25 protein-coding genes, 2 tRNA genes and 1 pseudogene are annotated in these 26,704 nt (G+C 57.8%); 14 read left to right on the top strand and 14 right to left on the bottom strand.

The window, feature by feature from the left end; genetic code table 11:
* Positions 1 to 1,031, bottom strand: a pseudogene (locus ALO80_RS27265) (Ice nucleation protein); the annotation flags it as partial.
* 469 nt (positions 1,032 to 1,500) lie between these two features.
* Positions 1,501 to 2,223 carry a UTRA domain-containing protein gene (locus ALO80_RS27260; protein ID WP_054988724.1) on the bottom strand — a complete coding sequence of 241 codons (723 nt, stop codon included), beginning with the start codon at positions 2,221 to 2,223 and terminating at the stop codon, positions 1,501 to 1,503.
* A 353-nt stretch (positions 2,224 to 2,576) separates the two neighbouring features.
* On the opposite strand from ALO80_RS27260, the gene ALO80_RS27255 reads away from it, so the two are divergent.
* From ALO80_RS27255 to ALO80_RS27230, 6 genes are all read left to right on the top strand, one after another.
* Positions 2,577 to 3,644: an ABC transporter substrate-binding protein gene (locus tag ALO80_RS27255; protein ID WP_055011207.1), complete on the top strand. Its 1,068-nt coding sequence runs from the start codon at positions 2,577 to 2,579 to the stop codon at positions 3,642 to 3,644.
* A 78-nt stretch (positions 3,645 to 3,722) separates the two neighbouring features.
* Positions 3,723 to 4,529 carry an alkaline phosphatase family protein gene (locus ALO80_RS27250; RefSeq protein ID WP_054986854.1) on the top strand — a complete coding sequence of 269 codons (807 nt, stop codon included), beginning with the start codon at positions 3,723 to 3,725 and terminating at the stop codon, positions 4,527 to 4,529.
* The gene (locus ALO80_RS27245) at positions 4,526 to 5,368 is read left to right on the top strand and encodes an ABC transporter permease (RefSeq protein ID WP_054986855.1); all 843 of its coding nucleotides are present in this window, start codon (positions 4,526 to 4,528) and stop codon (positions 5,366 to 5,368) included. The genes ALO80_RS27250 and ALO80_RS27245 overlap by 4 nt, the downstream gene beginning before the upstream one ends.
* The gene (locus tag ALO80_RS27240; protein ID WP_055011206.1) at positions 5,355 to 6,152 is read left to right on the top strand and encodes an ABC transporter permease; all 798 of its coding nucleotides are present in this window, start codon (positions 5,355 to 5,357) and stop codon (positions 6,150 to 6,152) included. Before ALO80_RS27245 ends, ALO80_RS27240 begins: the two co-directional genes overlap by 14 nt.
* A gap of 1 nt (position 6,153) precedes the next feature.
* Positions 6,154 to 7,143 carry an ABC transporter ATP-binding protein gene (locus ALO80_RS27235; RefSeq protein WP_055011205.1) on the top strand — a complete coding sequence of 330 codons (990 nt, stop codon included), beginning with the start codon at positions 6,154 to 6,156 and terminating at the stop codon, positions 7,141 to 7,143.
* Positions 7,144 to 7,213: 70 nt separating this feature from the next.
* Entirely contained in the window at positions 7,214 to 7,867 is a 654-nt protein-coding gene (locus ALO80_RS27230; protein ID WP_054987917.1) for an HAD family hydrolase, read from the top strand.
* A gap of 18 nt (positions 7,868 to 7,885) precedes the next feature.
* Here ALO80_RS27230 and ALO80_RS27225 read toward each other — a convergent pair whose 3' ends face one another.
* Entirely contained in the window at positions 7,886 to 8,848 is a 963-nt protein-coding gene (locus tag ALO80_RS27225; protein ID WP_055011204.1) for an NAD(P)H-quinone oxidoreductase, read from the bottom strand.
* 138 nt (positions 8,849 to 8,986) lie between these two features.
* On the opposite strand from ALO80_RS27225, the gene ALO80_RS27220 reads away from it, so the two are divergent.
* Both ALO80_RS27220 and ALO80_RS27215 read left to right on the top strand, forming a co-directional pair.
* Positions 8,987 to 11,068 (top strand): carboxy terminal-processing peptidase, encoded by a 2,082-nt coding sequence (locus ALO80_RS27220; protein ID WP_174518979.1) that lies wholly within the window; start codon positions 8,987 to 8,989, stop codon positions 11,066 to 11,068.
* A 117-nt stretch (positions 11,069 to 11,185) separates the two neighbouring features.
* Positions 11,186 to 12,958: a bifunctional diguanylate cyclase/phosphodiesterase gene (locus tag ALO80_RS27215; protein ID WP_055011208.1), complete on the top strand. Its 1,773-nt coding sequence runs from the start codon at positions 11,186 to 11,188 to the stop codon at positions 12,956 to 12,958.
* A 17-nt stretch (positions 12,959 to 12,975) separates the two neighbouring features.
* Here the strand turns inward: ALO80_RS27215 and ALO80_RS27210 are convergent, their stop codons facing one another.
* The 5 genes from ALO80_RS27210 to ALO80_RS27190 form a co-directional block, all read right to left on the bottom strand.
* A complete protein-coding gene (locus ALO80_RS27210) occupies positions 12,976 to 13,347 on the bottom strand; it encodes a hypothetical protein (protein ID WP_054987920.1) in 372 nt (123 codons plus the stop codon).
* On the bottom strand, positions 13,344 to 13,685 hold the full coding sequence (locus tag ALO80_RS27205) for a helix-turn-helix domain-containing protein (RefSeq protein ID WP_055011203.1): 342 nt from the start codon (positions 13,683 to 13,685) through the stop codon (positions 13,344 to 13,346). The genes ALO80_RS27210 and ALO80_RS27205 overlap by 4 nt, the downstream gene beginning before the upstream one ends.
* 100 nt (positions 13,686 to 13,785) lie before the next feature.
* On the bottom strand, positions 13,786 to 14,238 hold the full coding sequence (locus ALO80_RS27200) for a YkvA family protein (protein WP_055005482.1): 453 nt from the start codon (positions 14,236 to 14,238) through the stop codon (positions 13,786 to 13,788).
* A gap of 366 nt (positions 14,239 to 14,604) precedes the next feature.
* Positions 14,605 to 15,378 carry an FKBP-type peptidyl-prolyl cis-trans isomerase gene (locus ALO80_RS27195; protein WP_002552635.1) on the bottom strand — a complete coding sequence of 258 codons (774 nt, stop codon included), beginning with the start codon at positions 15,376 to 15,378 and terminating at the stop codon, positions 14,605 to 14,607.
* Positions 15,379 to 15,584: 206 nt separating this feature from the next.
* The gene (locus ALO80_RS27190; protein ID WP_055011202.1) at positions 15,585 to 16,994 is read right to left on the bottom strand and encodes a DUF4329 domain-containing protein; all 1,410 of its coding nucleotides are present in this window, start codon (positions 16,992 to 16,994) and stop codon (positions 15,585 to 15,587) included.
* A gap of 258 nt (positions 16,995 to 17,252) precedes the next feature.
* Between ALO80_RS27190 and ALO80_RS27185 the strand changes: the two genes are divergently transcribed.
* The gene (locus ALO80_RS27185; protein ID WP_055011201.1) at positions 17,253 to 17,771 is read left to right on the top strand and encodes a cupin domain-containing protein; all 519 of its coding nucleotides are present in this window, start codon (positions 17,253 to 17,255) and stop codon (positions 17,769 to 17,771) included.
* 9 nt (positions 17,772 to 17,780) lie between these two features.
* Here the strand turns inward: ALO80_RS27185 and ALO80_RS27180 are convergent, their stop codons facing one another.
* Positions 17,781 to 18,701 carry a LysR family transcriptional regulator gene (locus ALO80_RS27180; protein ID WP_054987925.1) on the bottom strand — a complete coding sequence of 307 codons (921 nt, stop codon included), beginning with the start codon at positions 18,699 to 18,701 and terminating at the stop codon, positions 17,781 to 17,783.
* 135 nt (positions 18,702 to 18,836) lie between these two features.
* Between ALO80_RS27180 and ALO80_RS27175 the strand changes: the two genes are divergently transcribed.
* Positions 18,837 to 19,892, top strand: coding sequence for a tartrate dehydrogenase (locus ALO80_RS27175; RefSeq protein ID WP_055011200.1), 1,056 nt, complete (start codon positions 18,837 to 18,839; stop codon positions 19,890 to 19,892).
* A gap of 105 nt (positions 19,893 to 19,997) precedes the next feature.
* The gene (locus ALO80_RS27170) at positions 19,998 to 21,341 is read left to right on the top strand and encodes a dicarboxylate/amino acid:cation symporter (RefSeq protein WP_055011199.1); all 1,344 of its coding nucleotides are present in this window, start codon (positions 19,998 to 20,000) and stop codon (positions 21,339 to 21,341) included.
* Between the two features lie 76 nt (positions 21,342 to 21,417).
* Here the strand turns inward: ALO80_RS27170 and ALO80_RS27165 are convergent, their stop codons facing one another.
* From ALO80_RS27165 to ALO80_RS27155, 3 genes are all read right to left on the bottom strand, one after another.
* Complete coding sequence (locus tag ALO80_RS27165; protein ID WP_055011198.1) at positions 21,418 to 21,807, bottom strand: VOC family protein; 390 nt, start codon at positions 21,805 to 21,807, stop codon at positions 21,418 to 21,420.
* Positions 21,808 to 21,862: 55 nt separating this feature from the next.
* Complete coding sequence (locus tag ALO80_RS27160) at positions 21,863 to 23,053, bottom strand: CaiB/BaiF CoA transferase family protein (RefSeq protein WP_055011197.1); 1,191 nt, start codon at positions 23,051 to 23,053, stop codon at positions 21,863 to 21,865.
* Positions 23,054 to 23,179: 126 nt separating this feature from the next.
* Entirely contained in the window at positions 23,180 to 23,575 is a 396-nt protein-coding gene (locus ALO80_RS27155; RefSeq protein ID WP_055011196.1) for a hypothetical protein, read from the bottom strand.
* Between the two features lie 265 nt (positions 23,576 to 23,840).
* On the opposite strand from ALO80_RS27155, the gene ALO80_RS27150 reads away from it, so the two are divergent.
* Entirely contained in the window at positions 23,841 to 24,047 is a 207-nt protein-coding gene (locus ALO80_RS27150; RefSeq protein ID WP_055011195.1) for a hypothetical protein, read from the top strand.
* Between the two features lie 249 nt (positions 24,048 to 24,296).
* On the opposite strand, the gene ALO80_RS27145 is transcribed toward ALO80_RS27150, so the two are convergent.
* Both ALO80_RS27145 and ALO80_RS27140 read right to left on the bottom strand, forming a co-directional pair.
* A tRNA-Asp gene (locus ALO80_RS27145) sits at positions 24,297 to 24,373 on the bottom strand.
* 21 nt (positions 24,374 to 24,394) lie between these two features.
* Positions 24,395 to 24,470: transfer RNA gene (locus ALO80_RS27140), tRNA-Val, on the bottom strand.
* Positions 24,471 to 24,641: 171 nt separating this feature from the next.
* Between ALO80_RS27140 and rdgC the strand changes: the two genes are divergently transcribed.
* Together rdgC and ALO80_RS27130 are read left to right on the top strand one after the other, a co-directional pair.
* A complete protein-coding gene (rdgC, locus tag ALO80_RS27135) occupies positions 24,642 to 25,562 on the top strand; it encodes a recombination-associated protein RdgC (protein ID WP_055011194.1) in 921 nt (306 codons plus the stop codon).
* 87 nt (positions 25,563 to 25,649) lie between these two features.
* Positions 25,650 to 26,609, top strand: coding sequence for a bile acid:sodium symporter family protein (locus tag ALO80_RS27130; protein ID WP_055011193.1), 960 nt, complete (start codon positions 25,650 to 25,652; stop codon positions 26,607 to 26,609).
* The last annotated feature ends 95 nt before the right edge of the window (positions 26,610 to 26,704 follow it).

Below are 26,704 nucleotides of genomic sequence, written 5' to 3'. Positions count from 1 at the left end.
GTGCTGCCGTAGCCGGCAGTGAGGTCGCTGCCTTCCTGAGCCGTTTGCGTGCTGCCATAGCCTGCCGTCAGGGCGCTGTCCCCGCCTGAAGTCTGCGTGCTGCCGTAACCGGCTATCAACGAACTGTCCGCTCCGGCAGTACCGGTGCTGCCGTAACCGGCAGTGAGGTTGCTGCCTTCCTGAGCCGTTTGCGTGCTGCCATAGCCTGCCGTCAGGGCGCTGTCCCCGCCTGAAGTCTGCGTACTGCCGTAACCGGCTATCAACGAACTGTCGGAACCTGCCGTACCGGTGCTGCCGTATCCGGCAGTGAGGTGGCTGTTTTCCTGAGCAGTCTGAGTACTCCCGTAACCAGCCCTTAGCGAGCTGTCACTCCCGGACGTTTGCGTGCTGCCATAACCGGCAGTCAACGAACTGTCAGAGCCTGCCGTGCCGGTGCTGCCGTATCCGGCAGTGAGGTCACTGTGATCTCCCGCCGTTTCGGTACTGCCATAACCTGCGACCAGCTGACTGTGGCTGTCGCCGCTCAATGTGCTGCCGTAGGTCGCTGTCTGCAACGTCTGAGTGGCGACAGCAGGAACGTTATTCCCGGAGCTGGCAGAAGCAACCACTGATGCCACATCAAATACTTCATGACTGACAACCAGCTCTCCACTGGCCGGGCGAACGTCTACTGTTGCCGGGTTGCTTGCCGACAGGTAGCTGGCCTTATGCATCAAGAGGTACTGTGCAGCGCTGCTTTTGTCACCGACATGGACGACTTGCGCACGCTGGAATTTCACCATTCCGCTTTCGGGCAACTCAATGATGTCTGCGACGACCACTTCACAGACCACCCATTGCGCATCGGCATGCACACTCAAAAAAGCGCTGGTGCCAGCCCCCCATAGCAGTCCAGACAGTCCATTTTCATGCCCTTTTGTGGGTTGCCAGTGCTTGCACTCGACGGCCCCGGAAACCGGCCAGACGAGACCGCAATGATCAGCCATGTTATTTGCGCACGCCCGCAACACCAACACTTTCTCGATACTCATTACCGTACCCTCATCGATCCTTTAAATGAAAGTAGCCGCGCTCATCGACCCATAATGAATGGCCAGCCACTCGATCAACCCTCACACTTATACATCGGACATCGCCAGCAACCCGACAACTAACGGAACACTATCGACGCTCTAAAAACCTACCACATCCCCCTAATAAATATTCATGAACACGCGACTTACTGCTTATGTTTTCGACAACCGGAGTCAAAAAATCCGTGCATTTCTCACTGCAAAAACTTTTTAAATTACGCTCGCCTTGATGCGTCTTATAGTTATTTTCTCATTAATTTTTTTAATAAACCCGCGTCAATGCTGAACAGGCCTTCCCGGTCATGAGTTTCAATACGCTTTGCGTCAGGCTGACGGGCTGACACCGAAAACCGGCCACGGACTTTTATACGAACAGGGGTGTTCTGAAACTTTCAGCGGGTGCAAAGTCCTTGAAGGGTATGCTCAACTAATCGTTGTCTCTAACTGTGGCACGCACATGAATAGCATCATGACGCCAGTATTCAAGATCGCAGTCAATAAGACGGTCGCGTTGATCATAATTGATCCGTGCTATACGCAAACCGGGACTGCCAAGCGACACCTTCAACGCAGCGGCGGCGTCGGCATGCAATGCAGTGGGCACCATATCGAACTGCACTTGCCCGTAATGCAGGTCATAACAGCGGGCATAAAGTTCGGTAAGTGACTCGTTCAGGTCATGCTCCAGAATACCCGGAAACAGCTCTGGCCTCAGGTAATGCTCCACGTAGAGCACCAACCGCTGATCGATACGCCGGGCGCGGCAGATCTGTATCACGCTCGACAGTGCGGGCAGTTCCAGCATTTCACAGATCATTGCCGAGGCGGGTTGCAGGCGTGCAGACAGGAGCCGGGTGTGAGCCACTCTTCCCTGGGCGCAGACCATTGCATGGAAATGGCTGCGCCTGATCAGGTCATACGCCAGCCGTGGCGGAGAAATGAACCAGCCGCGTCGCTCTTCACGGTAAATGAGCCCTTGCGCCTCCAGTTGCAGAAGCGCCTCGCGCAACGTGATACGGGTGGTCGCGAAGACTTCACTGAGCTTGCGCTCCGCAGGCAACTGGCTGCCATGGGGCAACAAGCCGTGTTCGATCTGCTCTTGCAGCGCACTGCAAATCGTTGTTACCGCCCGTGGCACATCTTCGCGCATTCCGGTATCCGTCTGGACTAGACCAGCTCTATTGCGAGGCGCACATCAATGCAACCAACGCCATTAACTCCATTGATTCAAGCCTAGGCCGGGCACATGACCATTCTGTTACACACCGCACCTCGGTCCATGCCAGCCGGGTTGAGGAAAGCCCCAAGCCCCTGCAAACCCTGCACATTCCTATGGTCTACGCTTAGCGCCAGGTACTGCCCGGGCCTGCGAATAACGCTTTTTCCTATTCGGCACGACACGAAAATGTCATGCAAAAAGCCTAACTTGGCTCAGGTATTGCTGATCTAGACCAAACAATCCGCAACGAACACTTCTTGCAAGAAGTGCACTAGGAGCTCCGAATGAAACATCTTTTGTTGGCATCACTCCTCGGTTCAGCCATGGCAATGAGTTCCCTGGCCATGGCTGCGGACACGGATCTTAAAACGCTGGAGGCCGCGGCCAAGGCTGAAGGCGCGGTCAACAGCCTCGGCATGCCGGATGACTGGGCTAACTGGGGTGGCATCTGGAAAGACCTGGAGACCAAATACGGCCTCAAGCACATGGACACCGACATGAGCTCGGCCCAGGAGATCGCCAAGTTCGAGGCGGAAAAAGACAATGCCAGCGGTGACATTGGCGACGTAGGCGCAGCGTTCGGCCCCATCGCCGTCGCAAAGGGCGTGACCCAGCCTTACAAGCCGACTACCTGGGATCAGATTCCGGACTGGGCCAAGGACAAGGACGGCCACTGGGCACTGGCCTATACCGGCACCATCGCTTTTATCGTCAACAAGAAACTGTTGCACGGCTCTGAAATACCAAAAAGCTGGGCTGACCTGAAAACCGGCAAATACAAGGTTTCCATCGGTGATGTGAGCACTGCTGCACAAGCAACCAATGGCGTACTGGCCGCAGCCATTGCCATGAAAGGCGACGAAAGCAATATCGAGCCAGGCCTCGCACTGTTCACCGATCTGGCCAAGCAGAAGCGTCTGTCGCTGGCCAACCCGACCATACAGACCATCGAAAAAGGCGAAATCGAAGTCGGCGTGGTCTGGGACTTCAACGGTCTCAACTACAAGGCCAAGATGGCCAAACCGGATGACTACGTGGTGCTGATCCCTTCGGACGGCTCGGTGGTTTCCGGCTACACCACCATCATCAACAAATACGCCAAACACCCGAACGCCGCCAAGCTGGCGCGTGAATACACCTTCAGCGATGACGGTCAGATCAATCTGGCCAAAGGCAATGCACGTCCGATTCGCGTCGAACACATCAAGCTGCCAGACGACGTGAAAGCCCAGTTGCTGCCGCATGAGCAATACCTCAATGCCAAGCCGATCAAGGACGCAGATGCCTGGGAAAAAACCTCCAAAGCGCTGCCTCAAAAGTGGAACGAGCAGGTCATCATCGAGATGAACTGATTCTCTCCTGCGGCTCAAGGACGAAGTCGTGTCCATCGGGCGAGCCAGTCTCGCCCGTTCTTTCAAAGCGAGTTGCCCATGAAACACAATGTCATCCTGATCGTGCTTGATGGACTCAACTACGAAGTGGCACGTCATGCGATGGGCCATCTTCAAGCCTGGCATGATGCCGGCCGGGCAGCGCTGTACAAGCTGGAATGCGAGCTGCCAGCCCTCTCCCGCCCGCTGTATGAATGCATACTGACCGGAGTCGCGCCTATCGACAGCGGCATCGTGCATAACAACGTCTCGCGCCTGTCTAATCAACGCAGCATCTTCCACTATGCCCGCGACGCCGGGCTGAGCACGGCAGCGGCGGCCTATCACTGGGTCAGCGAGCTGTACAACCGCACGCCATTCGACCCGGCACGCGATCGCCATACCGAGGCCGCGGATCTGCCGATTCAGAACGGGCTGTTCTACTGGGCCGATCACTACCCTGACTCGCATCTGTTCGCCGACGCCGAGAGCCTGCGTCTCAAACACGCCCCGAACTTTCTGCTGATCCACCCCATGAATATCGACGACGCCGGGCACAAGCACGGTCTCGACACCGCGCAGTACCGCAACAGCGCCCGCAGCGCCGACATCATTCTGGCCGACTACCTGCAACGCTGGCTGGACGCGGGTTATCAGGTGCTGGTGACCGCCGACCACGGCATGAACAACGACCGCTCGCACAACGGCTTATTGCCGGAAGAGCGTGAAGTGCCTCTGTTCGTACTGGGTGATGCCTTCAGCCTGAATGTCGACGCAGCGCCGCGCCAGATTGATCTGTGCGGCACTGTCTGCGAGCTGCTGGGCGTGCCACACAACAAACCGGTCTGCCGGGAGATTCTCAATTGACAACCCTTTCCCGAGGCAAATGGCTAGGGCTGTTGTGCCTGGTGCCGTTTGCCGTCTTCTTCATTGTGTTTCAGATTGCACCGCTGCTCTGGGTGGCGATTCACAGCCTGCAAAGCGATGCCGGCTGGGGCTGGGAAAACTTCATTCGGGCGTTCAGCTCGAAGTTCTACCGCCAGGCGATACAGTACAGCCTTGAGATCAGCTTCTGGTCGAGCCTGTTCGGCATCATCATTGCCGTACTGGGTGCGCATTCTCTACGCAAGGTGGACTCTCGCCTGCGGGATTTCGTCAACTCGTTCGCCAACATGACCAGCAATTTTGCCGGCGTGCCATTGGCGTTCGCGTTTATCATCCTGCTGGGGTTCAACGGCGCGTTGACCCTGATCCTCAAGCAAACCGGGATCATCGATGACTTCAACCTGTATTCCAAGACCGGGCTGATCATCCTTTATACCTACTTCCAGATCCCCCTGGGCGTGCTGCTGCTCTACCCCGCATTCGATGCTGTGCGCGAGGACTGGAACGAGTCGGCAGCATTGCTGGGGGCCAGCAGTTATCAGTTCTGGCGTTACATCGGCCTGCCGGTCCTGACCCCTGCACTGCTCGGTACGTTCGTGATTCTGCTGGCCAACGCGCTGGGCGCGTACGCAACGGTCTATGCCCTGACCACCGGCAATTTCAACGTGCTGCCGATCCGTATCGCAGCGATGGTTGCGGGCGATATCACCCTGGACCCGAACATGGCCAGCGCCCTGGCGATGATTCTGGTCGGGCTCATGACCCTGGTCACCGTGGTCCATCAGTGGCTGTTGAGAAGGAGCTACCATGTCGCGCGTTGAACAAGGACCTGCCGGCATCTACCACAAGACCGTCGTCTACCTGCTGTTCCTGATCCTGTTGCTGCCGCTGGCCGGCACTTTCCTGTACTCGATCTCCACCAGTTGGTCGGCGACCATTCTGCCCAGTGGCCTGACCTTCAAGTGGTACGTGGCGTTATGGAGCGACCCTCGTTTTCTGACGGCATTCGGCCAGTCATTGCTGGTGTGCGTAGGCGCACTGATCTTGTCGGTGGTGCTGATTCTGCCGTTGCTGTTTGTCGTGCATTACTACTTTCCGCGCCTCGACGGGCTGATGAACATCCTCATCCTGCTGCCGTTCGCCGTACCTCCCGTGGTCTCGTCGGTAGGCTTGCTGCAGCTCTATGGCTCAGGACCGATGGCCATGGTCGGCACACCGTGGATTCTGATCGGCTGCTATTTCACGATTGCCTTGCCCTTCATGTACCGCGCCATCACCAATAACCTGCAAGCCATCAACCTGACCGACCTGATGGACGCTGCCCAGTTACTGGGAGCCAGCACCTGGCAGGCGGCGTTCATGGTTGTACTGCCCAACCTGCGCAAGGGCTTGATGATCGCGCTGCTGTTGTCGTTTTCCTTCCTGTTCGGCGAATTCGTGTTCGCCAACCTGTTGGTCGGCACGCGCTATGAAACCCTGCAGGTGTACCTGAACAACATGCGCAACAGCAGCGGTCACTTCAACAGCGCGCTGGTGATTTCCTATTTCTTCTTCGTGCTGGTGCTGACCTGGGCCGCCAATCGACTGAACAAGGACAAAGACTGAGATGAGTTTTGTCAGCATTGAAAACCTGCAGAAAAGCTACGCCAGCACGTCAGTGTTCAGCGACATCAATTGCCGCATCGAAAAAGGCGAGTTCGTCACCTTGCTCGGCCCGTCCGGCTGCGGTAAATCCACGTTACTGCGCTGCATTGCCGGGCTCACAGCGGTCAACAGCGGGCGCATTCTGCTCGATGGCAGCGATCTGGTGCCGCTCACGCCGCAAAAGCGCAACATCGGCATGGTGTTCCAGAGCTACGCGCTGTTTCCCAACATGACCGTCGAGCAAAACGTCGCCTTCGGGCTGCGCATTCAGAAAGTCAGTGCCGATGAGAGCTCAAGGCGCGTTGCCGAGATTCTGCGGATGGTCGAGCTGCACGACTTCGCCACGCGCTATCCGCATCAGTTGTCAGGTGGGCAATGTCAGCGCGTGGCGCTGGCGCGTTCGCTGGTCACTCGCCCGCGCCTGCTGTTGCTCGATGAGCCGCTGTCGGCACTGGATGCGCGGATTCGCAAAAACCTGCGTGAACAGATCCGGGCCATTCAGCGCGAGCTGAGCTTGACCACGATTTTCGTGACCCACGATCAGGAAGAAGCACTGACCATGTCAGACCGCATCTTTCTGATGAATCAAGGCCGGATCGTGCAGAGCGGCGACGCCGAAACCCTCTACACTGCTCCGGTTGATATATTTGCCGCAGGTTTCATCGGCAACTACAACCTGCTGGAAGCCGAGGACGCCACACGCCTGCTGCAGCGCCCGATCACCAGCCGCGTCGCTATTCGCCCTGAATCGATCCAATTGAGCCTGACCGGCGAACTGGAAGGCGAAGTACGCAGTCACAGTCTGCTCGGCAACGTCATCCGCTACCGGATACAGGCCCGTGGCGTACAACTGGTGGTCGACGTACTCAACCGCAGCGCCGACGACCTGCACCCGGATGGACGACGCGTGACATTGAACATCGAGCCGTCGGCGCTCTGTGCGCTTGACTGACGGATCGAGAACACCGGGCGTTCGCTTCAGGCTTGAAGCTGCCCCAACAACCCTCTAAGGAGAAGCACACATGCCCCTGGCAATTTTCGACCTGGACGAGACCCTGATCGGTGGCGACTGTGCCACTCTCTGGAGCGAGCAGATGGGTCGCCTGGGCTGGGTCGACTCAACCTCGTTCATGCAGCGCAATGACGAACTGATGGCCGCCTACAGCGCGGGCGAGCTGGCCATGGAAGACTACATGGCGTTCAGCCTCGAACCCATGGCGGGCCGTACACCTGAAGAAATAGACCATCTGGTCGGCCCTTGGGTAGAGGACGTCATCGAACCGATCATCTACAGCGACGCCTGCACGTGCATTGCAAAACACCGCGCCAGAGGCGACCGTATTCTGGTCATCTCCGCTTCGGGAGTGCACCTGGTCAAGCCCATCGCCGAGCGCCTCGGCATCGACGAAGTGCTGGGCATCGAGCTGGATGTGCAGCATGGTGTTTACAGCGGTGCCACCGTCGGCGTACTGACTTACCGGGAAGGCAAGATCACGCGCCTGATGGAATGGCTGGACGCCGAAGGTGAAAACCTCGAGGGAGCGAGCTTCTATTCGGACTCGCGCAATGACCTGCCGCTGCTGCTCAAGGTCGACCACCCCAACGTGGTCAACCCCGATTCGGTGCTGCTGGAACATGCGCAGAAAGCAGGCTGGCCGGTGCACAACTGGAGCTGAGCCCAGCGGCTTACCGGGTCAGACCAGGCTTTCGTCGATCACCAGTACGATCTTGCCGGACACTTTGTTGGTCGCCAGCTCTTCGAATGCTGCCTCGGCATCCTTGATCGCAAAGGATTTTGCCAGCTGCGGCTTGAGGCGGCCTTCGGTGAACAACGGCCAGACGTGCTGGCCCAGATCGCTGATCAGATCAGCCTTGAACGTGTCGTCGCGACTGCGCAAGGTCGACCCCATCAGCTGGATACGCTTGCCCAGCACGTGCGCCAGGTCGACCTGCGCCTCGCGTCCGCTCATGACGCCGATCAGCACCCAGCGACCATCCAGCGCCAGCAGTTTGACGTTGAGTTCGGCGTAACTTGCGCCTACCGGATCAAGGATGACGTTGAACGGAGCAAAATCGTTCAGGCCTTCGAGACTTTCACTGCGCACCACGCCGCCCTGCGCCCCCAGTTCGACGCAATAGGCCAGCCGTTCGGTCGAACCGACGCTGACCCAGACCGGGTTGCCGAACGCCTTGCAAAGCTGAATACCGGCTGAACCAACCCCACTTGCGCCAGCGTGCAACAAAACCTTCTCGCCAGGCTTGAGGCCTGCAAGCTCGAAGAGATTGAGCCAGGCCGTGGCATACACCTCGGGAATGGCGGCCGCCTCGTGCAGTGACAGCCCCTCGGGTACTGGCAAAACGTGTCGCCCGTCGACGACCACCTCTTCGGCCATCGCCCCGCCCGCCAGCAGCGCGCAGACACGGTCGCCGACCAGCCAGGAGGTTCCCGGACCGACTTCGGTGACCACTCCGGAGCACTCCAGGCCCAGTGTCGCGGTCACGCCAGGTGGCGGCGGATACTTCCCGGCGCGCTGTAACAGATCGGCCCGATTCAAACCTGCCGCAGCCACTTTGATACGTACCTGTCCCACATCAAGGGCCGGCGTCGGCTCCTCGACCCATTCCACATGTCCTTCAACGCCTTGCAATGCCTTCACGGTGCCTCCATAGTGAGTCCAGACTGAGCCCGTGGCTGTTTTGCCCGGGCTTTTGCATTATGCGGCCGGGTCCAAAGGAACCGGCGACCTCACAGACGGCCTAATATGCGTTATCAATTGTCCTCGCGTCGAATCAGCATGAAGCAATTATTCCCCAGCACTGCCCTCGCACTGTTTGTCGGCCTCAGCGTTTTGCCGATGTCAGCCAGTACCTTAGCCGCCAACAGCTGGGATAATCTTCAGCCAGACCGCGACGAAGTGATTGCCAGTCTCAACGTGGTTGAGCTGCTCAAGCGACATCACTACAGCAAGCCGCCCCTGGACGACAAGCGTTCAGCCATTATTTATCAGAGCTATATCAAGCAACTGGACCCTGCGCGCAGCTATTTCATGGCCAGCGATATTGCCGAATTCGACAAATGGCAGTTTCAGTTCGACGATTTTCTCAAAAGCGGTGATCTGAACCCGGGGTTCACGATCTACAAGCGCTACCTGGACCGCATCAAGGCGCGTCTTGATTTCGCGCTGGCCGAATTGAGCAAGGGCGTCGACAAGCTCGACTTCAATACCAAGGAAACCTTGCTGGTGGACCGCAAGGACGCCGCATGGCCCAAGGATACCGCCGAGCTCGACGAGCTGTGGCGCAAGCGTATCAAGGATGAAGTCCTGCGCCTGAAGATTGCGGGCAAGGATCCGGCGAAGATTCAGGAAACCCTGACCAAGCGCTACAAGAATCAGCAGGCCCGCCTGGGTCAGACCCGCGCCGAAGATATTTTCCAGGCGTACATCAACACTTTCGCCATGTCCTACGATCCGCACACCAACTACCTGTCACCTGACAGCGCGGAAAACTTCGACATCAACATGAGTCTGTCGCTGGAAGGCATTGGTGCCGTGTTGCAGAGCGATAACGACAATGTGAAGATTGTGCGCCTGGTCCCCGCAGGCCCGGCAGCCAAGACCAAGCAGGTCGCACCGGCGGACAAGATCGTCGCCGTTGCCCAGGGCGACAAGGAAATGGTCGACGTGATCGGCTGGCGTCTGGACGAAGTGGTCAAGCTGATCCGCGGTCCGAAAGGCTCTGTGGTCCGTCTGGAAATCATCCCGGCCAGCAACGCGCCGAATGACCAGACCAGCAAGATAGTCGCCATCACCCGTGAAGCGGTAAAACTTGAAGAGCAGGCGGCCAAGAAGTCGATTCTGCACCTCAAACAGGATGGCAAGGACTACAAACTCGGGGTCATCGACATTCCGGCGTTCTATCTGGACTTCAAGGCCTACCGTGCCGGCGATCCTGAGTACAAGAGCACCACCCGTGATGTGAAGAAACTGCTCACCGAGCTGCAGGCCGAGAAGGTCGACGGTGTGGTGCTGGACCTTCGCAACAACGGAGGCGGTTCGTTGCAGGAGGCAACCGAGCTGACCAGTCTGTTCATCGACAAGGGCCCAACGGTGCTGGTACGCAACGCCGACGGCAAGGTCGATGTGCTTGAAGACGAAGCCAAGGGCGCGTTCTACAAAGGCCCTATGGCACTGCTGGTCAACCGCCTGTCTGCCTCGGCTTCAGAGATTTTCGCTGGTGCAATGCAGGATTATCACCGCGCGCTGGTGATTGGTGGTCAGACCTTCGGCAAGGGCACCGTGCAGACCATCCAGCCACTCAACCATGGCGAACTGAAGCTGACCCTGGCCAAGTTCTACCGGGTTTCCGGCCAGAGCACACAGCATCAGGGCGTAGTGCCGGACATCACTTACCCGTCGCTGATCGACACCAAGGAAATCGGTGAGAGCGCCCTGCCCGAGGCCATGCCATGGGACAGCATCAAACCGGCGATCAAACCGGCCATCGATCCATTCAAGCCGTTCCTGGCCCAGCTGCAGGCGCGTCATGAGGCACGTTCGGCAAAAGATGCCGAGTTCGTGTTCATCGAAGATCGCCTGGCACTGGCCAAGAAGCTGATGAATGAAAAAACCGTCAGCCTCAATGAAGCCGATCGCCGTGCCGAGCATGCCTCCATCGAGAGCAAGCAGCTTGCGCTGGAAAACACCCGCCGCAAGGCCAAGGGTGAAGAGCCACTCAAGGAGTTGAAGAAAGAAGACGAGGACGCGCTGCCGGTGGAAGACGAGAAAACCAAACCCGAGGACGATGCCTACCTGGCAGAGACAGGGCGTATTTTGATCGACTACCTGGGCCTGAGTGCTGCCGTGGCCAAAAAGTGAGGCAGGTTCATTGATGGCCATTTAGCTTCAACGTCATCAAACAGTCATGAAGCTGTCGTGAAATACGGGGCTGAACGCGCAAGCGCTCAGCCCTTTTTCATTCTCCTCGAGACGACCATGACCATAACCGAACAGCTGAGCGCACTGAGTTCAATTCTGGCTCGTGGTGATTTGCACAGCTTGTTCCAGCCCATCGTTTCGCTGTCGGAACGCAGGATCCTGGGCTACGAGGCCTTGACTCGGGGCCCGTCCAACAGCGCGCTGCATTCGCCCCTCAACCTGTTTGCCATCGCTCGGCAGGCAGGCCGCCTGAGTGAACTGGAACTGAGCTGTCGTGACAGTGCCTGTCGTCGCTTCAGCCAGCAGAAGTTGCCGGGCAAGCTGTTTCTCAATGTATCTCCTGAGTCTCTGCTCGAAACCTCACACCCGCCGGGGCGTACCCTGGAAATGCTGCGTCGCTACCGGATTGCGCCCAAGGACGTGGTCATCGAGCTGACCGAGCAGATGCCGACCGACGATTTCGACCTGCTGTACAACGCGCTGCACCATTACCGCGACATGGGTTTTTCCATTGCGCTGGACGATCTCGGTGCGGGTTATTCAAGCTTGCGGCTGTGGTCTGAGCTACGCCCGGACTACGTGAAAATCGACCGGCACTTCATAGACGGGATTCATCAGGATGCGGTAAAGCGCGAGTTCGTCGGCTCCATGCTGCAAATGGCCAAGGCTTCACGAGCGACCGTGATTGCCGAAGGCATCGAATTGCCGGAAGAGCTGGCAGCGTTGAAAGACATGGGGGTGGATCTGGTTCAGGGCTATTTGCTGGCCCGCCCGCAGGAGCGACCGCCGCGCGACACCCGCGCCATGCTGCCCAAGGCAGAGACCACCAGCGCGCCGCTCAACGAAGAAGCCGCAGACCTTTCTGCCCTGCTCAACCCGCAACCCTCGGTCAGTCAGTCCACGCCCACGGCTGAGGTACTGGAAGCATTCCGCAGGCAAGCCAATCTCAACTCGCTGGCGGTGCTCGACGACGACGCCCGACCGTGCGGCATCGTCCATAGGCATTCGTTGTCCGAAGCCCTGCTCAAGCCATTCGGTACCGAACTGTTTGCCCGCAAGCCGATCAGCCGTCTGATGAGCGATGACTTTCTGGCTGTAGAAGTCAGCCAGTCACTGCAGCAAGTCAGCCGATTGTTGACCAGCCGCGCCCGGCAGCGCATCGAAGAGGACTTCATCATCACTGCCAACGGCGTCTATCTGGGTCTGGGACGGGTGATCGATGTTCTGAAGCTGATTACCGAAATGAAGATCCAGCAGGCCCGTTACGCCAATCCACTGACCCTGCTGCCAGGCAATGTTCCGATTCAACAATGCCTGACTCGTCTGCTGCAACAGGGCCGCGAGTCAATGATCTGCTACGTGGACATCGACAGCTTCAAGCCTTTCAACGATATCTACGGGTACGCACGTGGCGATGAAGTGCTGCTGTGTCTCGCGCAGTGCCTCAACGACCGTGTCGATCCGAGCCGGGATTTTGTCGGCCACATCGGCGGCGATGATTTTCTGATGGTGCTGGGTTTCGAGGACTGGGAACGGCGCCTGAAAACCTTGCTGGATGATTTCCAGAATCAATGTCGCCGCTTCTACCGCGCAGAACACCTGGAAGCCGGTTGTTTCGTAGCCCTCAACCGTCAGGGTCAACGCCAGGAGTTTCCGCTGTTATCACTGTCGGTGGGCGTGGTGCACCTGCACGAAGAAAGCTGCACGCGGGTCGATGCCAGCCAGCTGGCCGACCTGGCTTCACAAGCCAAACACTTTGCCAAGGACGTTGCTGGCGCGAGTATTCATGTGATCGATTCGACGCGGCTGGATTTGTTGATGGAGGCGTAAGGGCCAGCCTCGCGGCCCTACTGCGTGTGCGCGTCCGGATAGCTGTATTCGAACACACGAACCACTTCGGCGGCATGCCACGATGCGGCGGCGACGCCATCCGAAGGGCCGGTAAAGCGTCCAAGACGCTCTGCACACTCGAAGAAGCCAGGACGCGGCAGACGGCTGGCACCCTGGCTGATCACCAGCGAGCTGCGCAAAGGCTGCTCTGCGCGGGCGTCCATGGTAGCCAGGTGCTCAAGGGCTGCAGTCAGCGTCTGCATCGCCGGGCTGGGCAACTGCAAACGTTCCACCAGGGCACGATAGGTCAGCAAATGGCGCTGCCGGCGCGCCTGATCGAGCTCATTCAGCAATCCGTCCCAATGCTGGCGACTGATGCGCACGCTCACGACTCACCTCGCCAGCCTGGCACTCCAAGCTCCCATGCCAGACTACGTTTGATTGCACCGTCCGGTTGACGCGTACCGCTTTCGATCAACTCCAGATAGGACGGGCTGATACCGACCGTACGAGCCAGAATGGCCACTTCAAGACCTTTGGCCTCACGCAGCGCACGTAACTCATCGAATCCGGGAAGCTCGCTTTCAGGGGCGCCGGAAGCCGATGCTGTCGGCTCCAGAAGCGGCTTGCCGACCAGGCCGGCAGCCTTGAGCAGTGCCTGGTACTGAGCCCAGGGAAGCACTGCATATTCCGGCTCCCCATCGCGGGATATCACTTGAAGATCCATAGCGTCACCTTGTACTACACGACCGCAGACTGATCAGGCTTGATTCATACGCTGGCATCTTAACAGTGGAACGCTACGGCGGGTGTTCAATCCTTGAGACTTACACTTTGCCTCGCTCTTTTTCCAGCAGCGCCTGAGTCTTGGGCAGTTGCTCGACCACGATTAGCTTCTCGGGCGATTGCTGCGCACGCCAGGCGCGAAAGGCATCCAGTTCATCGCTCAGGTGCTTGGTGACCCACGCCAGCACTGCGATGTCATCGAGCATTCCCAAGCCCGGAATCCAGTCGGGAATCGCGTCCAGCGGGCTGAGGAAGTACATCAAACCAGCGACAATGGACAAAATCGCCTTAGGGCTGATACTTCGGTACTCGCCACGCCAGTACGCCAGGCACAGGGCCTGAAGCAAACGCAGGTCTTCCTTGAGCTTGCCCAGGCGATTACCTTCACTATTGCCCTTGCGCGCCACCGCAAACAGTAGCCCTGGCAGTCGTCCGGCTGCCAGCAGACGCCGGGCTCCGGGCAGATAACGGATCAAATTCCACGGTGCTTTCATACCCACTCCCGTTCAGCAAAATGTCTCTCGATGAAGCAGGTTCTGTAAACCTGCATGGCCGGCGTCACAAGGTTATCCACAATAATTGTGGATAACCTTGTGAACAGCAGCTTTTTTCAAGCCTGAACTCCCCGTTTTCGGGGGGCCACAGTCAAATCGGGCGTTTTTTACTCACAAAAAAAACCACAAAAGCATTGACTGGATACGCCCGTCTGGACGCATGCATTGATCTTGCCGGACTGTCTGACAATATGCCTGCATACCGCCATGATAGTGGGACTGCCCGAATGGCCAAGCGTTCGGGAAATAAGCCGGACACAAAAACGCCCTGTCGAGACAGGGCGTTTTCTGTAGCCAGGTGTAACGTTACTTCTTGGCCGGAGCCGAAGCGGCAGGAGCTGCCTCTTCTTCTTCATCGGCATCGGCACCAGCCGTCGGTGCCGCTGCTGGGTCCTTGATACCGAGCAGTTCCAGATCGAACACCAGTACCGAGTTGGCAGGGATGGCCGGGCTCGGGCTCTGCGCGCCGTAAGCCAGATCACTAGGGATGAAGAGTTTGATCTTCTCGCCTACGTGCATCAGTTGCAGACCTTCGACCCAACCCGGAATGACGCCACCGACCGGCAGGTCAATCGGGCTGCCGCGCTCGACGGAGCTGTCGAACACCTTGCCGTCAATCAGCTTGCCTTCGTAGTGAACCGTCACAACATCGGTAGGCTTGGGCTGAGCGCCATCAGCTTTCTTGATGATCTGATACTGCAAACCGGAAGCCGTGGTGACCACGCCATCCTTTTTGCCGTTCTCTTCGAGGAATTTCTTGCCTGCGGCAGAAGCCTCTTCGCTCATCTTCGCCAGACGCTCTTCGGAGCGCTTTTGCAGCGCGGAGAAGGCTTCAACCAGCTCTTCGTCTTTCAGTTTCTGATCTTTCTTGCCGACAGCGTCTTCGATACCCAGGGCTACAGCCTTGGAATCCAGATCATCCATGCCTTCCTGAGCCAGGCTTTTGCCCATGTTCAGACCGATGCCATAAGACGCTTTTTGTGCCGGAGTTTTCAGCTCTACGGTGCTGGCTTGCTTGTCACAACCTGCGAGTACCAGACCGACCAGGGCAATCGCCGCTGCCAACCGATGCTGTTTCATGCTAATTCCTTGTTCATGCGCCAAAAGGGCAAACGAGTAAAGCCGCGAGCTTATCAGGCCGCCGCGATCAATGGCTACCGGCATGAGAGGCAGAAAACGCCGATAAGTTCAGGTATCCAAAGGTTTTCCCGGATCGGCACCGCATCGTTCAGTTGCAGTTCAGTTTGTGATTCCCATGGGCAACACGCAGGTTTGCTGCAGAGAGCTCAAGGCACAGGGCTGATCACACCGGCCTCAGGCCAGCGCGCGCTCGTCTGCAGCACCCGAAGACGCCCCGCGCGCGCGACTCTGCGTACAAAGTCGGGCACGCTCATGGCACCGGCCGAGAGCTGCGCCTGGATGGACTGGGCCCCCGAGTACACGCGCGATACGCTTTGCAACAGTTGAAACTCCTCATCGGACTGGCTGGGCGTGTACCCCAGCAACGCACCATCGGCTGCCGAGAAATAAACCACCGACATCTCGAAGCCATAGCGAATCGGCAAGCCTTTGCGACGCGGTACGGGCCTGTGCCGATAACTGAACATGCGATGCAAGTCGTCCGCTTCGAAGAAATCGCTGACTACTTCGCGCCCACCCTCCGCTGCAAGGTTGGCAGAGGAAAAATACATGCCGTCAATGCGATAGCCGTCAGGTAACACAGGTCGATAGTACGCATCGGGGTGAAACGCCGAACAGGGCGCGTAAACCGGAGTGCCATCGTCAAGAAACGGCTCCGCAATCCGGTAGGCGCGTGTCACCGGGTTGAACAGCAGGAAGCCGATGATTTGCGAATGAATGCGAGTGCCGATCTGGCCGTGGGCGTAACCTGCAGCCTCATCGGCACTGCCAAATGGCGTACTCAGGCGCAGAGCCCTGGGTGGCCATTGCGCGGTACAGCTTGCGGGCGGTGTCATACGCGCTGCGCGAGCAGCCCTGTCGTCCGGGTAAGGATGCCAGTCAGTCGACACTTTCCCGGCCCGCCCCCACAGACGGCTGGGCACTATCACTTCCAGATTTCCGGCACCTGCCAGCAACCGGACCACATCACTGGGCATCAGGGTCAGGTTCTGCAGGGCCTTGTGGATCTGGCTGAGTTCACTCAGGTGCGGCATGTTCGGCGGGCCGGCAACACGTGCAAACAAAGTGTCTTCGGCGGCAGAACGGGACAGCGTGTATTTGATCAGCGAACCGTCAGGCCCGGAAAGGTAGGTCGCCGGACAAATCTCCTGATCGTCGATTACCGCATAAATATCACCCGCTGAAAAACTGTTCGGGTAAGTGACCTTTTCACTCTCCGGCCACTCATCGAGCCCGGCCTGGAGTGAAGGGTGAGAATGGTAGACCGCATAGTCGTCATGCCCTTGCGGGTAGAGCACATACCCGTCTTCTTCGTTGCGCGGAAAGACTTCATTGGGGTCGAAGCTGAAGTGACTGCCGCTCATGGGCTCGATCGCAACGTACTTGCCGTCCTGGCGAACCAGAATGAAGCCACCGTACTCGCGGTCACGGCGGTTGCCGATCCGCTCGTGGGCATAACGTGCTGCCTCGTCCGGATGATCGAACGGCGGGCTGAACGCAGGCATGCCGGAGTGATGCTCAATGGATCGTTTTTCAAGCCTTTTTCTGTGGTGCATTCGGGGCTCCTGGAAGCCTGACTGATTGAGTCAGCAGCGTAAGGAAACCCGAGGCGGTGAATGACATAGATGAATATCACAACACGTGGACAAGCCGGCGCCTGGCAGCGTGAAACTGGCAACATGAAACTAAAGATAATTTTTAACCGTTAATGAATGTGATTCGATCCACGGCGTGGGCGATTCAGCCCAGCCCCTGATCGATCATCGCGACTGGCAATCAGGGCTCATGCAGTTTGTCGTGCTCAGGAACGTTTTATGCATCCGAACAATCGTTTTCGCCCAAAGCGCTCGACGAGTCGTCATCTGGCAAGCCTGGCCGTAATTGCTGCAACAGTCATGTTGCCGCTCAGCGCCGCTTACGCCATCAAGAAGCCGCCCATCATTGTGACCGAGGGCATCAAGGCATATCGGCTGTGCACAGGCCCCGACAACCTGTCACATGTCATCGAAGGCTCGATTGATCAGAAGGCCATGACCGATGTCAGTGCTCTGCACTTCAAGGAAACCCCGCCGCACTCTACTTATGAGTGGCATCCGGCACCCGAAGAGCAATATGTGATTACCTTGTCCGGCACACTCGAATTCTCCACCACTGGCGGAGAGAATTTTGTACTGCACCCTGGAGAAATATTGCTGGCGCAGGACACCACCGGTCCCGGCCATCGCTGGAAGCTGATCGACGGCCAGCCTTGGCGACGTGCGTACATCGTCACCAAACCAGGCGACAAGACTGCGTTCGTACCGAAGGACGGAGCTGTTGCGAAGGGTTGCTGACACTGAGGCTCATTGCGGGTCTTGCAGCGGCACAACGCGATCCAGACTGGCAAAACGCTCCACCAGAAAATCGATCAGACAACGCACCCTGGCGGACAGATGCAACTGCTGCGGATACACCGCGTAGACATCCGCCCGGGTGGGCGTCTGGTCTTCAAGCACCAGGCGCAAACGGCCGCTGCGCACGTACCGGGCAATGTCCCATTCAGCGCGCAGCAAGATGCCGAACCCTTCCAGCGCCCAGTTAAGCGCGACTTCACCGTCATTGCAGCCCAATGCGCCATGCACCTTGACGTTCTGTGTACGACCTCCGCTGTTGAAACTCCAGACGCCATAGGGCGTTTCGTTCTGACGCAGAAAAATACAGTTGTGGTGCTGCAGTTCTGCCAGCCGGGTCGGCGTACCGTGCTTTTCCAGGTACAGCGGCGATGCACAGAGCAGACGTCGGTTGGACGCAATCTTGCGCGCATGGAAGGCTGCGTCAGGAAGACTGCCGAAACGAATGCCCAGATCGAAGCCGTGAGTCGCCAGGTCCAGCGGATGGTCACTGATTTCCAGCTGGATCTGCACCTCAGGGTAACGGGCAAAGAAAGCCGCCAGCGCAGGACCTATGTGGCGGCGGCCGAACCCCAGTGAGGCGTTGACCCTGATCAACCCTTTGGGACTGGCAGAACTGCTGGTAATCAACTGTTCGACCTCATCGATCTGAGTCAGGATCCTTGCCGCATGGCTGAAGTACAGCTCGCCCTCGGCAGTCAGGCTCATGGATCGCGTGGTGCGATTCACCAGTCGTGTGCCGAGCCGTGCCTCGAGCTGACTCAAGCGTTTACTGACGGCAGGCGGCGTGACGCCCAGTTCCCGGGCAGTCGCTGCAAGGCTGCCTTGCTGGGCCAACAGATGAAAAAAAGACAGGTCCTGTGTCTGGCTCATTGATAACCCAAAGTTAATTATGTAGTGATTTCGAGTAACTCATGTGCTCTGGCTCACTACATATACTCCGTCCACACCCTGTCGAACAGCGCGTTTGCAGGCACAACAAAAAGCACCAGAACAGTGGAGTGGAGCATGAGCAGTTACAACATTGCAGCAGTACCCGGCGACGGCATCGGCGTGGAAGTGATCGCCGCAGGTGTCGAAATCCTGCAAGCCCTGTCAAAGACATCCGGTTTCGACCTGACCTTCAAGCATTTTGACTGGAATTCCGCCAATTACCTGAAGAACGGCCACTACATCCCTGACGGCGGCCTGGCCGAACTCAAGACGTTCGATGCGATCTTCTTCGGTGCCGTGGGTGCCTTGAACGTACCGGATCATATTTCCCTGTGGGGGCTGCGCCTGCCGATCTGCCAAGGGTTCGATCAATATGCCAACGTACGTCCGGCCCGCGTTCTGCCCGGCGTGAAAAGCCCGCTGCACAACGGCCACGAAATCGACTGGGTCGTCGTTCGGGAAAACTCCGAAGGTGAGTACTCCGGCAATGGCGGGCGCGTGCATCGCGGCTTGCCGGAAGAAGTCGCAACCGAGGTTTCAGTATTCACTCGGGCCGGTGTAGAGCGTATTCATCGCTTCGCTTTCGAACTGGCGCGTACTCGCCCACGCAAGCAACTGACCATGGTCACCAAGTCCAACGCGCAGCGTCATGGCATGGTGTTGTGGGACGAGATTTTCTACGAGGTGGCCAAGGACTTTCCGGATGTCAGGATCGACAGGGAACTGGTCGATGCCGTGACTACGCGCATGGTGCTCAAGCCGTCGTCGCTGGATGTGATCGTCGCCACCAATCTGCACGCCGACATCCTCTCCGATCTGGCAGCCGCGCTGTCGGGCAGTCTGGGCATCGCGCCCACCGCCAATCTCAATCCAGGTCGCAACTTCCCGTCGATGTTCGAACCGATCCACGGCTCGGCCTTCGATATCACCGGCAAAGGCGTCGCCAACCCGATTGCCACATTCTGGACTGCCGCAATGATGCTCGAGCACCTGGGTGAATCGGCGGCAGCCAACACTCTGATGTCGGCTATCGAGGCGGTCACGGAAAGCGGCCTGCATACCCCGGACCTCGGCGGTACAGCCACCACCCGGCAGGTCACCGACGCCGTACTGCAACTGATCAATCGCTGAGGGGTATTCGCCAGATCATTGCGGTATCGCGGTACAACGCCACGGAGACCGGTCAGCCGAGTCTCCGGGCATTTCCTGACAACAATAAAAACTCAGGACCCGGTCATGAAAAGTATTCTAGGCAAGCTGTACGTACAGGTTCTACTCGCCGTCATTCTCGGCGCAATCGTTGGCGTCGTGGCACCGGAAACCGGCGCATCGCTCAAACCCATCGGTGACGCCTTCATCAAACTGATCAAGATGCTGCTCGCACCAGTGATTTTCCTCACTGTCGTGTCCGGCATTGCGCGCATGGAAAACATGAAAGAGCTGGGCCGCGTCGGGTTTCGGGCACTGATCTATTTTGAAGTGGTATCGACTCTCGCGCTGGTCATCGGCCTCGTTGTAGTGGATGTATTCAGACCGGGTGCGGGGATGAACATCGACGTGGCAACGCTGGATTCGTCCAGCCTGAGCACCTACACCAGCGCCGCAAAACATTCGTCGTTCATGGACTTTCTGATGGGTATCATCCCCGATACCATCATCGACGCCTTCGCTAAGGGCAATATTCTTCAGATCCTGCTGTTCTCGATCTTGCTCGGAGTCGCTCTGGCGCAGACAGGTCCACGCGCCAGGCCCTTTATCGATGCGCTGGACAGCCTGATGCAAGGCATGTTCAGAATCGTCAATATGGTCATGCGCCTGGCACCGCTCGGGGCATTCGGTGCGATCGCTTTCACCATCGGCAAATACGGTTTCGGCTCACTGTTTTCCCTGGGCAAACTGATGGCGTGTGTCTACCTGACCTGCGCAGTGTTCGTGATCTTCGTGCTAGGGCCGATATGCCGCTACAGCGGTTTCAGCCTTTGGAAATTCCTGCGTTTCATCAAGGAAGAACTGTTCACGGTCCTGGGCACCAGTTCATCTGAATCGGTGCTGCCACAGATGATCTCGAAAATGGAGAAAGCCGGCGTATCAAAACCGGTTGCCGGAATGATCATTCCGTCCGGCCTGACCTTCAATCCGGACGGTCAGGCGATCTACTACACAATCGCCGCTATCTTCATCGCCCAGGCGACCAACACGCCGTTGTCCCTGACCGATCAGTTGATCGTACTGGTGGTGTTGATGTTCACCTCCAAAGGTTCGGCGGGCGTCACGGGCTCGGGGTTCATCATTCTTGCCGCCACGCTGGCGTCTCTGGGCACCATTCCGGTCGCGGGTATGGTGCTGTTGCTGGGCGTGGACCGCTTCATGTCCGAAGCGCGGGCAATCACCAATACCATCGGCAACGGCGTCGGTACCATGGCCATTGCCAGATGGGTCGGTGCGCTGGACACGGAAAAGATGCACCGGGCGCTCAATGGCGAGGACGAGCCGAGGCAGCCCGATACATTGCCCCAGGCAGTAGACGGTCTAGTCAGACCCGCCACCCTCAGGGACGGGATCACGCCCTCACCGACATGAATCAGGTCGACTCTGATTGAAGTAACGTCCTGCCGATGATCAGTGGTCGGCAGGAATTTCTCTCAGAGCTCCTGAATCAGACGCCGGGACCTGCCAGCTCGGAGATTTCGATGAGGTTCAGATCAGGATCGCGTACATAAACCGAACGAATAGGCCCCGTGGCACCGGTACGCTCGACCGGGCCTTCCACAATAGGCCAGTCCTGCTCCTGCAGGTGCTCAATCACCTGCTCCAGCGGAATGCTGGCAATGAAACACAAATCCAGCGCACCAGGTACAGGCAGATGGGCCTTGGGCTCGAACTCTTTGCCACGCTCATGGACATTGATTTTCTGATTACCGAAGCGAAACGCCAGGCGGCCCTGGCGAAAGCGTTCAGGGGCCATACCCAGGATGCGTACGTAAAAGTCCTTGCAGGCATCGACGTCGGCAGTGGTCAGTACCAGATGGTCCAGATGATCAATCACGGGATCAGCTCCGTTTGGAATAGAGTTCGTTTTACGACAACGTTTACGATTCGGATCAGATAATGCCAAGCCGACGCCATTCAGCACGGGTGGCAGCGTCGATACCATGCGCTTCAAGAACGGTATCGGTGTGTTGGCCCAAGGTCGGCGCAGGCATTCTTACCTGACCCGGCGTGTCTTGAAGTTTAGGCACAATCCCCGGGAGTGTGACGGGCGTACCGTCATCCAGAGCGCTCTGCAACAACATGTCCCGCGCCTGATAATGCGGGTCTCCGGCGATGTCGGCGGCATCATAGATCTTGCCGGCCGGGATACGCGCCTCGTTGAGCGCAGCGAGAACTTCGTCCAGCGAGCGTTCGGCGGTCCAGGTCGAAATGGCGGCATCAATGCGCGCCACATGCCTGACCCGCCCGTCGTTGTGCTCAAGCTCAGGGTCATTGGCCAGATCCATGCGACCTATTTTTTCCATCAACCGGCGGTAGATACTGTCGCCATTGCCCGCAATCAGCGTGTACTTGCCGTCGTTGCAGCGATAGGCGTTGGTCGGCGCGATGCCCGGCATGCTGCTGCCAGCGGGCTCACGGACCACATTGAATACTGAGTATTCAGGAATCAGGCTTTCCATCACGTTGAACACGGACTCGTACAACGCAACATCGATCTGCTGCCCTTCGCCGTCATTCTGCTCGCGATGACGAAGCGCCAGCAGCACGCCTATCACGCCATGCAGGGCCGATAACGAATCGCCGATTGATACACCGACTCGCACCGGCGTGCGCCCGGCCTCGCCCGACAAATGCCGCAAACCGCCCATCGCCTCGCCAATGACGCCAAAACCCGGTCTGTCGCGATATGGACCCGTCTGGCCATAACCGGAAACGCGCAACATGATCAGTTTCGGATTGAGAGCATGCAGTTCTTCCCAACCCAGGCCCCAGCTTTCAAGCGTGCCGGGGCGGAAGTTCTCGATCAGCACATCGGCATCACGGATCAGCCGGCGAGCCATCTCCTGCGCCTGAGGCTGGTGCAGATCAAGCGTCACCGATTGCTTGTTGCGTGACTGAACCGCCCACCACACGGAAGTGCCTTTATGCAGCAAGCGCCATTTGCGCAGAGGATCACCGGTCAGCGGCGGCTCGACCTTGATGACCTCGGCACCGAACTCGGCAAAGATCTTCGCCGCAAAAGGCCCGGCAATCAGCTGGCCCAGTTCCACCACCTTGATGCCCTGAAGAGGCAGGCTCATGACACGTCCTTTTCTTGTTGGGGAGTCAGGGTGATGATCTGCGCAAACGCAGAAGATGAACAGCCGGACAATGCAGGAAGTGGCTGGGTCACCGTAAAAAACCCCGCATCGGCGGGGTTCATTGGATCAATTGCTGCACGCCAACTGGAAACTCATCGAGGAATCACCCGAGGCACCGCGCTTGCCCACCAGAAGTCCCAATACATTGACTTCTTCTGCGGTAGCAGCGCCACCCAACTTGGCGTGGCCGTAGAACAAACGTTCATAGTCACTGGTATCAATGGACGATACCGAGCAAAAACCCGGTGCCTGTTTAAAGAGGCCGTCATTGAAAAGTACTTTATAGGTTGCGAAATAGTCATGCTGACTACTGTAATTCACGGATTTTATCCAGGGGGAAGATTGCGCGACGACAACGCCGTGCTGATCGATGGTCGCGGTATGCAACGCCGGCGAGGCCAACGCGCTGACGGAGGTGGCCATGACAGATGCAGCCATTAACAGTTTAAGACGATTGCTCATACAAATTTCCTTATATATAACATTCAACCGCCTTGATCGGGCGATTGCACAGAATTCAAATAATCAGGCATTCGGTCGGTACACTAACGCCCCCAACCGATATAACCAGCTAATACCAGCAAAGATGAGAAATCAAGGACTTGGCCTGACTAAACAAAGAGCGAGTCAGGAATTTCAACAAACAAGGAAATAACTTACATTGAGGAAGAGAACGTCTTACCCGATGACGTATTGATGCATACGACACTGCATCGCATCAGGGGCAATGCTTCTTGTGCAACAGCCAAGCGACATCAGCACTGCCTGCCTTGAGAGCAAATTGCGGGAGGGGCTGCCATCGATAGACGAGCTGAAGCGTCTGGGTGACCGGCGTATGGGGGCGTGCTCCGGCATCGCCAAGTTTCCATACGGCGCCTTGAGGGTATTGGTCCGCAGTTTCCTGAACAGCGATAACTCGATGCCCCTGCGTTGAAAAGCGCATAACTGCGGTGAGGTGAATGCCTTGATGGCCACTAAAACCGAATGATGCCTGGACGCTCTGAAGGTGAACCGCCAGACACAACAGAAGACTTAGGCAGGGACAGACCCCGAAGAACCGATACTTGGCCCGCTGTCCTACGCTGAACGACACTTCTCTTTTCAGGACAACAGAAAGCAGAAAGCCCGCACGAGGCGGGCTTTCTGTTTGCTTCAAGGAGTTCAAGGGCCTTGAAGCGAAATATGGCGCAGCGGACGGGACTCGAACCCGCGACCCCCGGCGTGACAGGCCGGTATTCTAACCGACTGAACTACCGCTGCGCGTAACACTAAAAGCGAGTTTGGTGGGTGATGACGGGATCGAACCGCCGACCCGCTGCTTGTAAGGCAGCTGCTCTCCCAGCTGAGCTAATCACCCTTCACTCTCGGTGTGGCGCGCATTCTACGGAGCGACCTTAACTCTGGCAAGCACTTTTTTAAATAATTTTTATAATCCTTCCAAAGGCTTACAAACGCTCTGTGCAGGGTTGGCCGGAGCCGCCGAGGAGCGAATAATGCCCGCCTTTGTATAGAAAGAGAGACTCACCTCATGTGGTTCAAAAACCTGCTTGTCTATCGCCTGACCCAGGACGTGCCTTTTGATGCCGAAGCGCTGGAAACAGCGCTGGCAACCAAACCGGCTCGTGCCTGCGCCAGCCAGGAGGTGGCCACCTATGGTTTCGTCGCTCCTTTCGGCAAGGGCGAAGACGCTCCATTGGTACACATCAGCCAGGATTTCATGCTGATTGCTGCACGCAAGGAAGAACGCATTCTGCCCGGCAGCGTCGTGCGCGACGCGCTCAAGGAAAAGGTCGACGAGATCGAAGCCGAGCAGATGCGCAAGGTCTACAAGAAGGAACGCGATCAGCTCAAGGATGAAATCATCCAGGCCTTCCTGCCACGAGCGTTTATCCGCCGCTCCGCCACGTTCGCTGCCATCGCGCCAAAGCAGGGCCTGATTCTGGTCAACGCTTCCAGCCCCAAGCGCGCCGAAGACCTGCTGTCGACCCTGCGCGAAGTGATCGGCTCGTTGCCGGTACGTCCATTGACCGTCAAGGTTTCGCCGAGTGCGACCATGACCGACTGGGTCAAGACCCAGAAAGCGGCCGACCATTTCTTCGTGCTGGACGAATGTGAACTGCGCGACACCCACGAAGACGGCGGTATCGTGCGGTGCAAGCGTCAGGATCTGACCAGCGACGAAATTCAGCTGCACTTGAACACGGGCAAGGTAGTTACCCAACTGTCGCTGGCCTGGCAGGACAAACTGTCGTTCGTGCTCGACGACAAGCTGGTGGTCAAGCGCCTGAAATTCGAAGACGTGCTGCAGGATCAGGCTGAACAGGACGGCGGCGACGAAGCGTTGGGCCAACTGGACGCAAGCTTTACCCTGATGATGCTGACCTTCGGCGAATTCCTCCCGGAACTGTTCGAAGCGCTGGGCGGAGAGGAAATCCCTCAGGGGATCTGATAACGCCTGCTACTGTCTGCAACACCGCGCCGTCTCGTCAGACGGCGCATTCATTTCACACCCGTCATTTACAAGAAGGAACACGCCATGCGCGCGTTGGCAGCCTTGAGTCGGTTTGTCGGTAATACCTTCGCCTATTGGGTATTACTGTTCGCCATCCTGGCGTTTCTGTTTCCACAAGCCTTCATCGGCCTGAAAAGCTGGATCGTGCCGCTTCTGGGCCTGGTCATGTTCGGCATGGGCCTGACCTTGAAGCTGGAAGATTTCTCTGAGGTGGCGCGCAACCCGTGGCGCGTTGCGCTCGGCGTGGTCGCGCATTTTGTGATCATGCCCGGTTTGGCCTGGTTGCTGTGCCAAGTGTTTCAACTGCCCCCGGAAATTGCAGTGGGCGTGATTCTGGTCGGCTGCTGCCCGAGCGGCACGTCATCCAACGTCATGGCCTGGCTGGCCAAAGGTGATCTGGCGCTGGCGGTGGCCATCGCGGCGGTGACTACCCTGCTCGCCCCGCTGCTGACCCCGACCCTGATCTGGTTCCTCGCTTCGGCGTGGCTGCCGGTGTCCTTCCTCGATATGTTCTGGTCGATCCTGCAACTGGTCATGCTGCCGATTGTACTGGGCGTGATTGCCCAGCGCTTGTTGGGGGCCCGGGTTAGCTATGCGGTAGAGGTGCTGCCGCTGGTGTCGGTGGTCAGTATTGTGATGATCGTCTGCGCTGTGGTCGCCGCCAGTCAGGCGAAAATCGCTGAATCCGGTCTGCTTATCATGGCCGTGGTGATTCTGCATAACACGTTCGGTTTTCTGCTGGGTTATTTCACTGGCAAGGTCTTCAAGCTGCCATTAGCACAACGCAAGTCGCTGGCGCTGGAGGTCGGTATGCAGAACTCGGGGCTGGGCGCTGCACTGGCCAGTGCCCATTTCTCGCCGCTGGCAGCGGTGCCGAGTGCGCTGTTCAGTGTCTGGCACAATATTTCCGGTGCGTTGCTGTCGACGTATTTCAGGAAGATGCCGGAGGAAGAGAATACGTCCAGGTCGCAGCTCAAGCGCTGAAGACTATCGTGCTCATGCTCTAGTTCGTGACGCTCTGCGTCATACGGCGGTTCTGTGCTGTCAGGGGGATTGGGGTTCGACTCGGGTCTGCTTTT

The organism is Pseudomonas caricapapayae (assembly GCF_001400735.1).
In the GTDB taxonomy this organism is placed as follows: domain Bacteria; phylum Pseudomonadota; class Gammaproteobacteria; order Pseudomonadales; family Pseudomonadaceae; genus Aquipseudomonas; species Aquipseudomonas caricapapayae.
This window is presented reverse-complemented; position numbering and strand designations above follow the sequence as displayed.

Bases quoted from the DNA above. Each gene is read 5' to 3' on its own strand.
- ALO80_RS27260 (WP_054988724.1), bottom strand. From the start codon at position 2,223: ATGCGCGAAGATGTGCCACGGGCGGTAACAACGATTTGCAGTGCGCTG.
- ALO80_RS27255 (WP_055011207.1), top strand. From the start codon at position 2,577: ATGAAACATCTTTTGTTGGCATCACTCCTCGGTTCAGCCATGGCAATG.
- ALO80_RS27250 (WP_054986854.1), top strand. From the start codon at position 3,723: ATGAAACACAATGTCATCCTGATCGTGCTTGATGGACTCAACTACGAA.
- ALO80_RS27240 (WP_055011206.1), top strand. From the start codon at position 5,355: ATGTCGCGCGTTGAACAAGGACCTGCCGGCATCTACCACAAGACCGTC.
- ALO80_RS27235 (WP_055011205.1), top strand. From the start codon at position 6,154: ATGAGTTTTGTCAGCATTGAAAACCTGCAGAAAAGCTACGCCAGCACG.
- ALO80_RS27230 (WP_054987917.1), top strand. From the start codon at position 7,214: ATGCCCCTGGCAATTTTCGACCTGGACGAGACCCTGATCGGTGGCGAC.
- ALO80_RS27220 (WP_174518979.1), top strand. From the start codon at position 8,987: ATGAAGCAATTATTCCCCAGCACTGCCCTCGCACTGTTTGTCGGCCTC.
- ALO80_RS27215 (WP_055011208.1), top strand. From the start codon at position 11,186: ATGACCATAACCGAACAGCTGAGCGCACTGAGTTCAATTCTGGCTCGT.
- ALO80_RS27205 (WP_055011203.1), bottom strand. From the start codon at position 13,685: ATGGATCTTCAAGTGATATCCCGCGATGGGGAGCCGGAATATGCAGTG.
- ALO80_RS27200 (WP_055005482.1), bottom strand. From the start codon at position 14,238: ATGAAAGCACCGTGGAATTTGATCCGTTATCTGCCCGGAGCCCGGCGT.
- ALO80_RS27195 (WP_002552635.1), bottom strand. From the start codon at position 15,378: ATGAAACAGCATCGGTTGGCAGCGGCGATTGCCCTGGTCGGTCTGGTA.
- ALO80_RS27190 (WP_055011202.1), bottom strand. From the start codon at position 16,994: ATGCACCACAGAAAAAGGCTTGAAAAACGATCCATTGAGCATCACTCC.
- ALO80_RS27185 (WP_055011201.1), top strand. From the start codon at position 17,253: ATGCATCCGAACAATCGTTTTCGCCCAAAGCGCTCGACGAGTCGTCAT.
- ALO80_RS27180 (WP_054987925.1), bottom strand. From the start codon at position 18,701: ATGAGCCAGACACAGGACCTGTCTTTTTTTCATCTGTTGGCCCAGCAA.
- ALO80_RS27175 (WP_055011200.1), top strand. From the start codon at position 18,837: ATGAGCAGTTACAACATTGCAGCAGTACCCGGCGACGGCATCGGCGTG.
- ALO80_RS27170 (WP_055011199.1), top strand. From the start codon at position 19,998: ATGAAAAGTATTCTAGGCAAGCTGTACGTACAGGTTCTACTCGCCGTC.
- ALO80_RS27160 (WP_055011197.1), bottom strand. From the start codon at position 23,053: ATGAGCCTGCCTCTTCAGGGCATCAAGGTGGTGGAACTGGGCCAGCTG.
- ALO80_RS27155 (WP_055011196.1), bottom strand. From the start codon at position 23,575: ATGAGCAATCGTCTTAAACTGTTAATGGCTGCATCTGTCATGGCCACC.
- ALO80_RS27150 (WP_055011195.1), top strand. From the start codon at position 23,841: ATGCTTCTTGTGCAACAGCCAAGCGACATCAGCACTGCCTGCCTTGAG.
- rdgC (WP_055011194.1), top strand. From the start codon at position 24,642: ATGTGGTTCAAAAACCTGCTTGTCTATCGCCTGACCCAGGACGTGCCT.
- ALO80_RS27130 (WP_055011193.1), top strand. From the start codon at position 25,650: ATGCGCGCGTTGGCAGCCTTGAGTCGGTTTGTCGGTAATACCTTCGCC.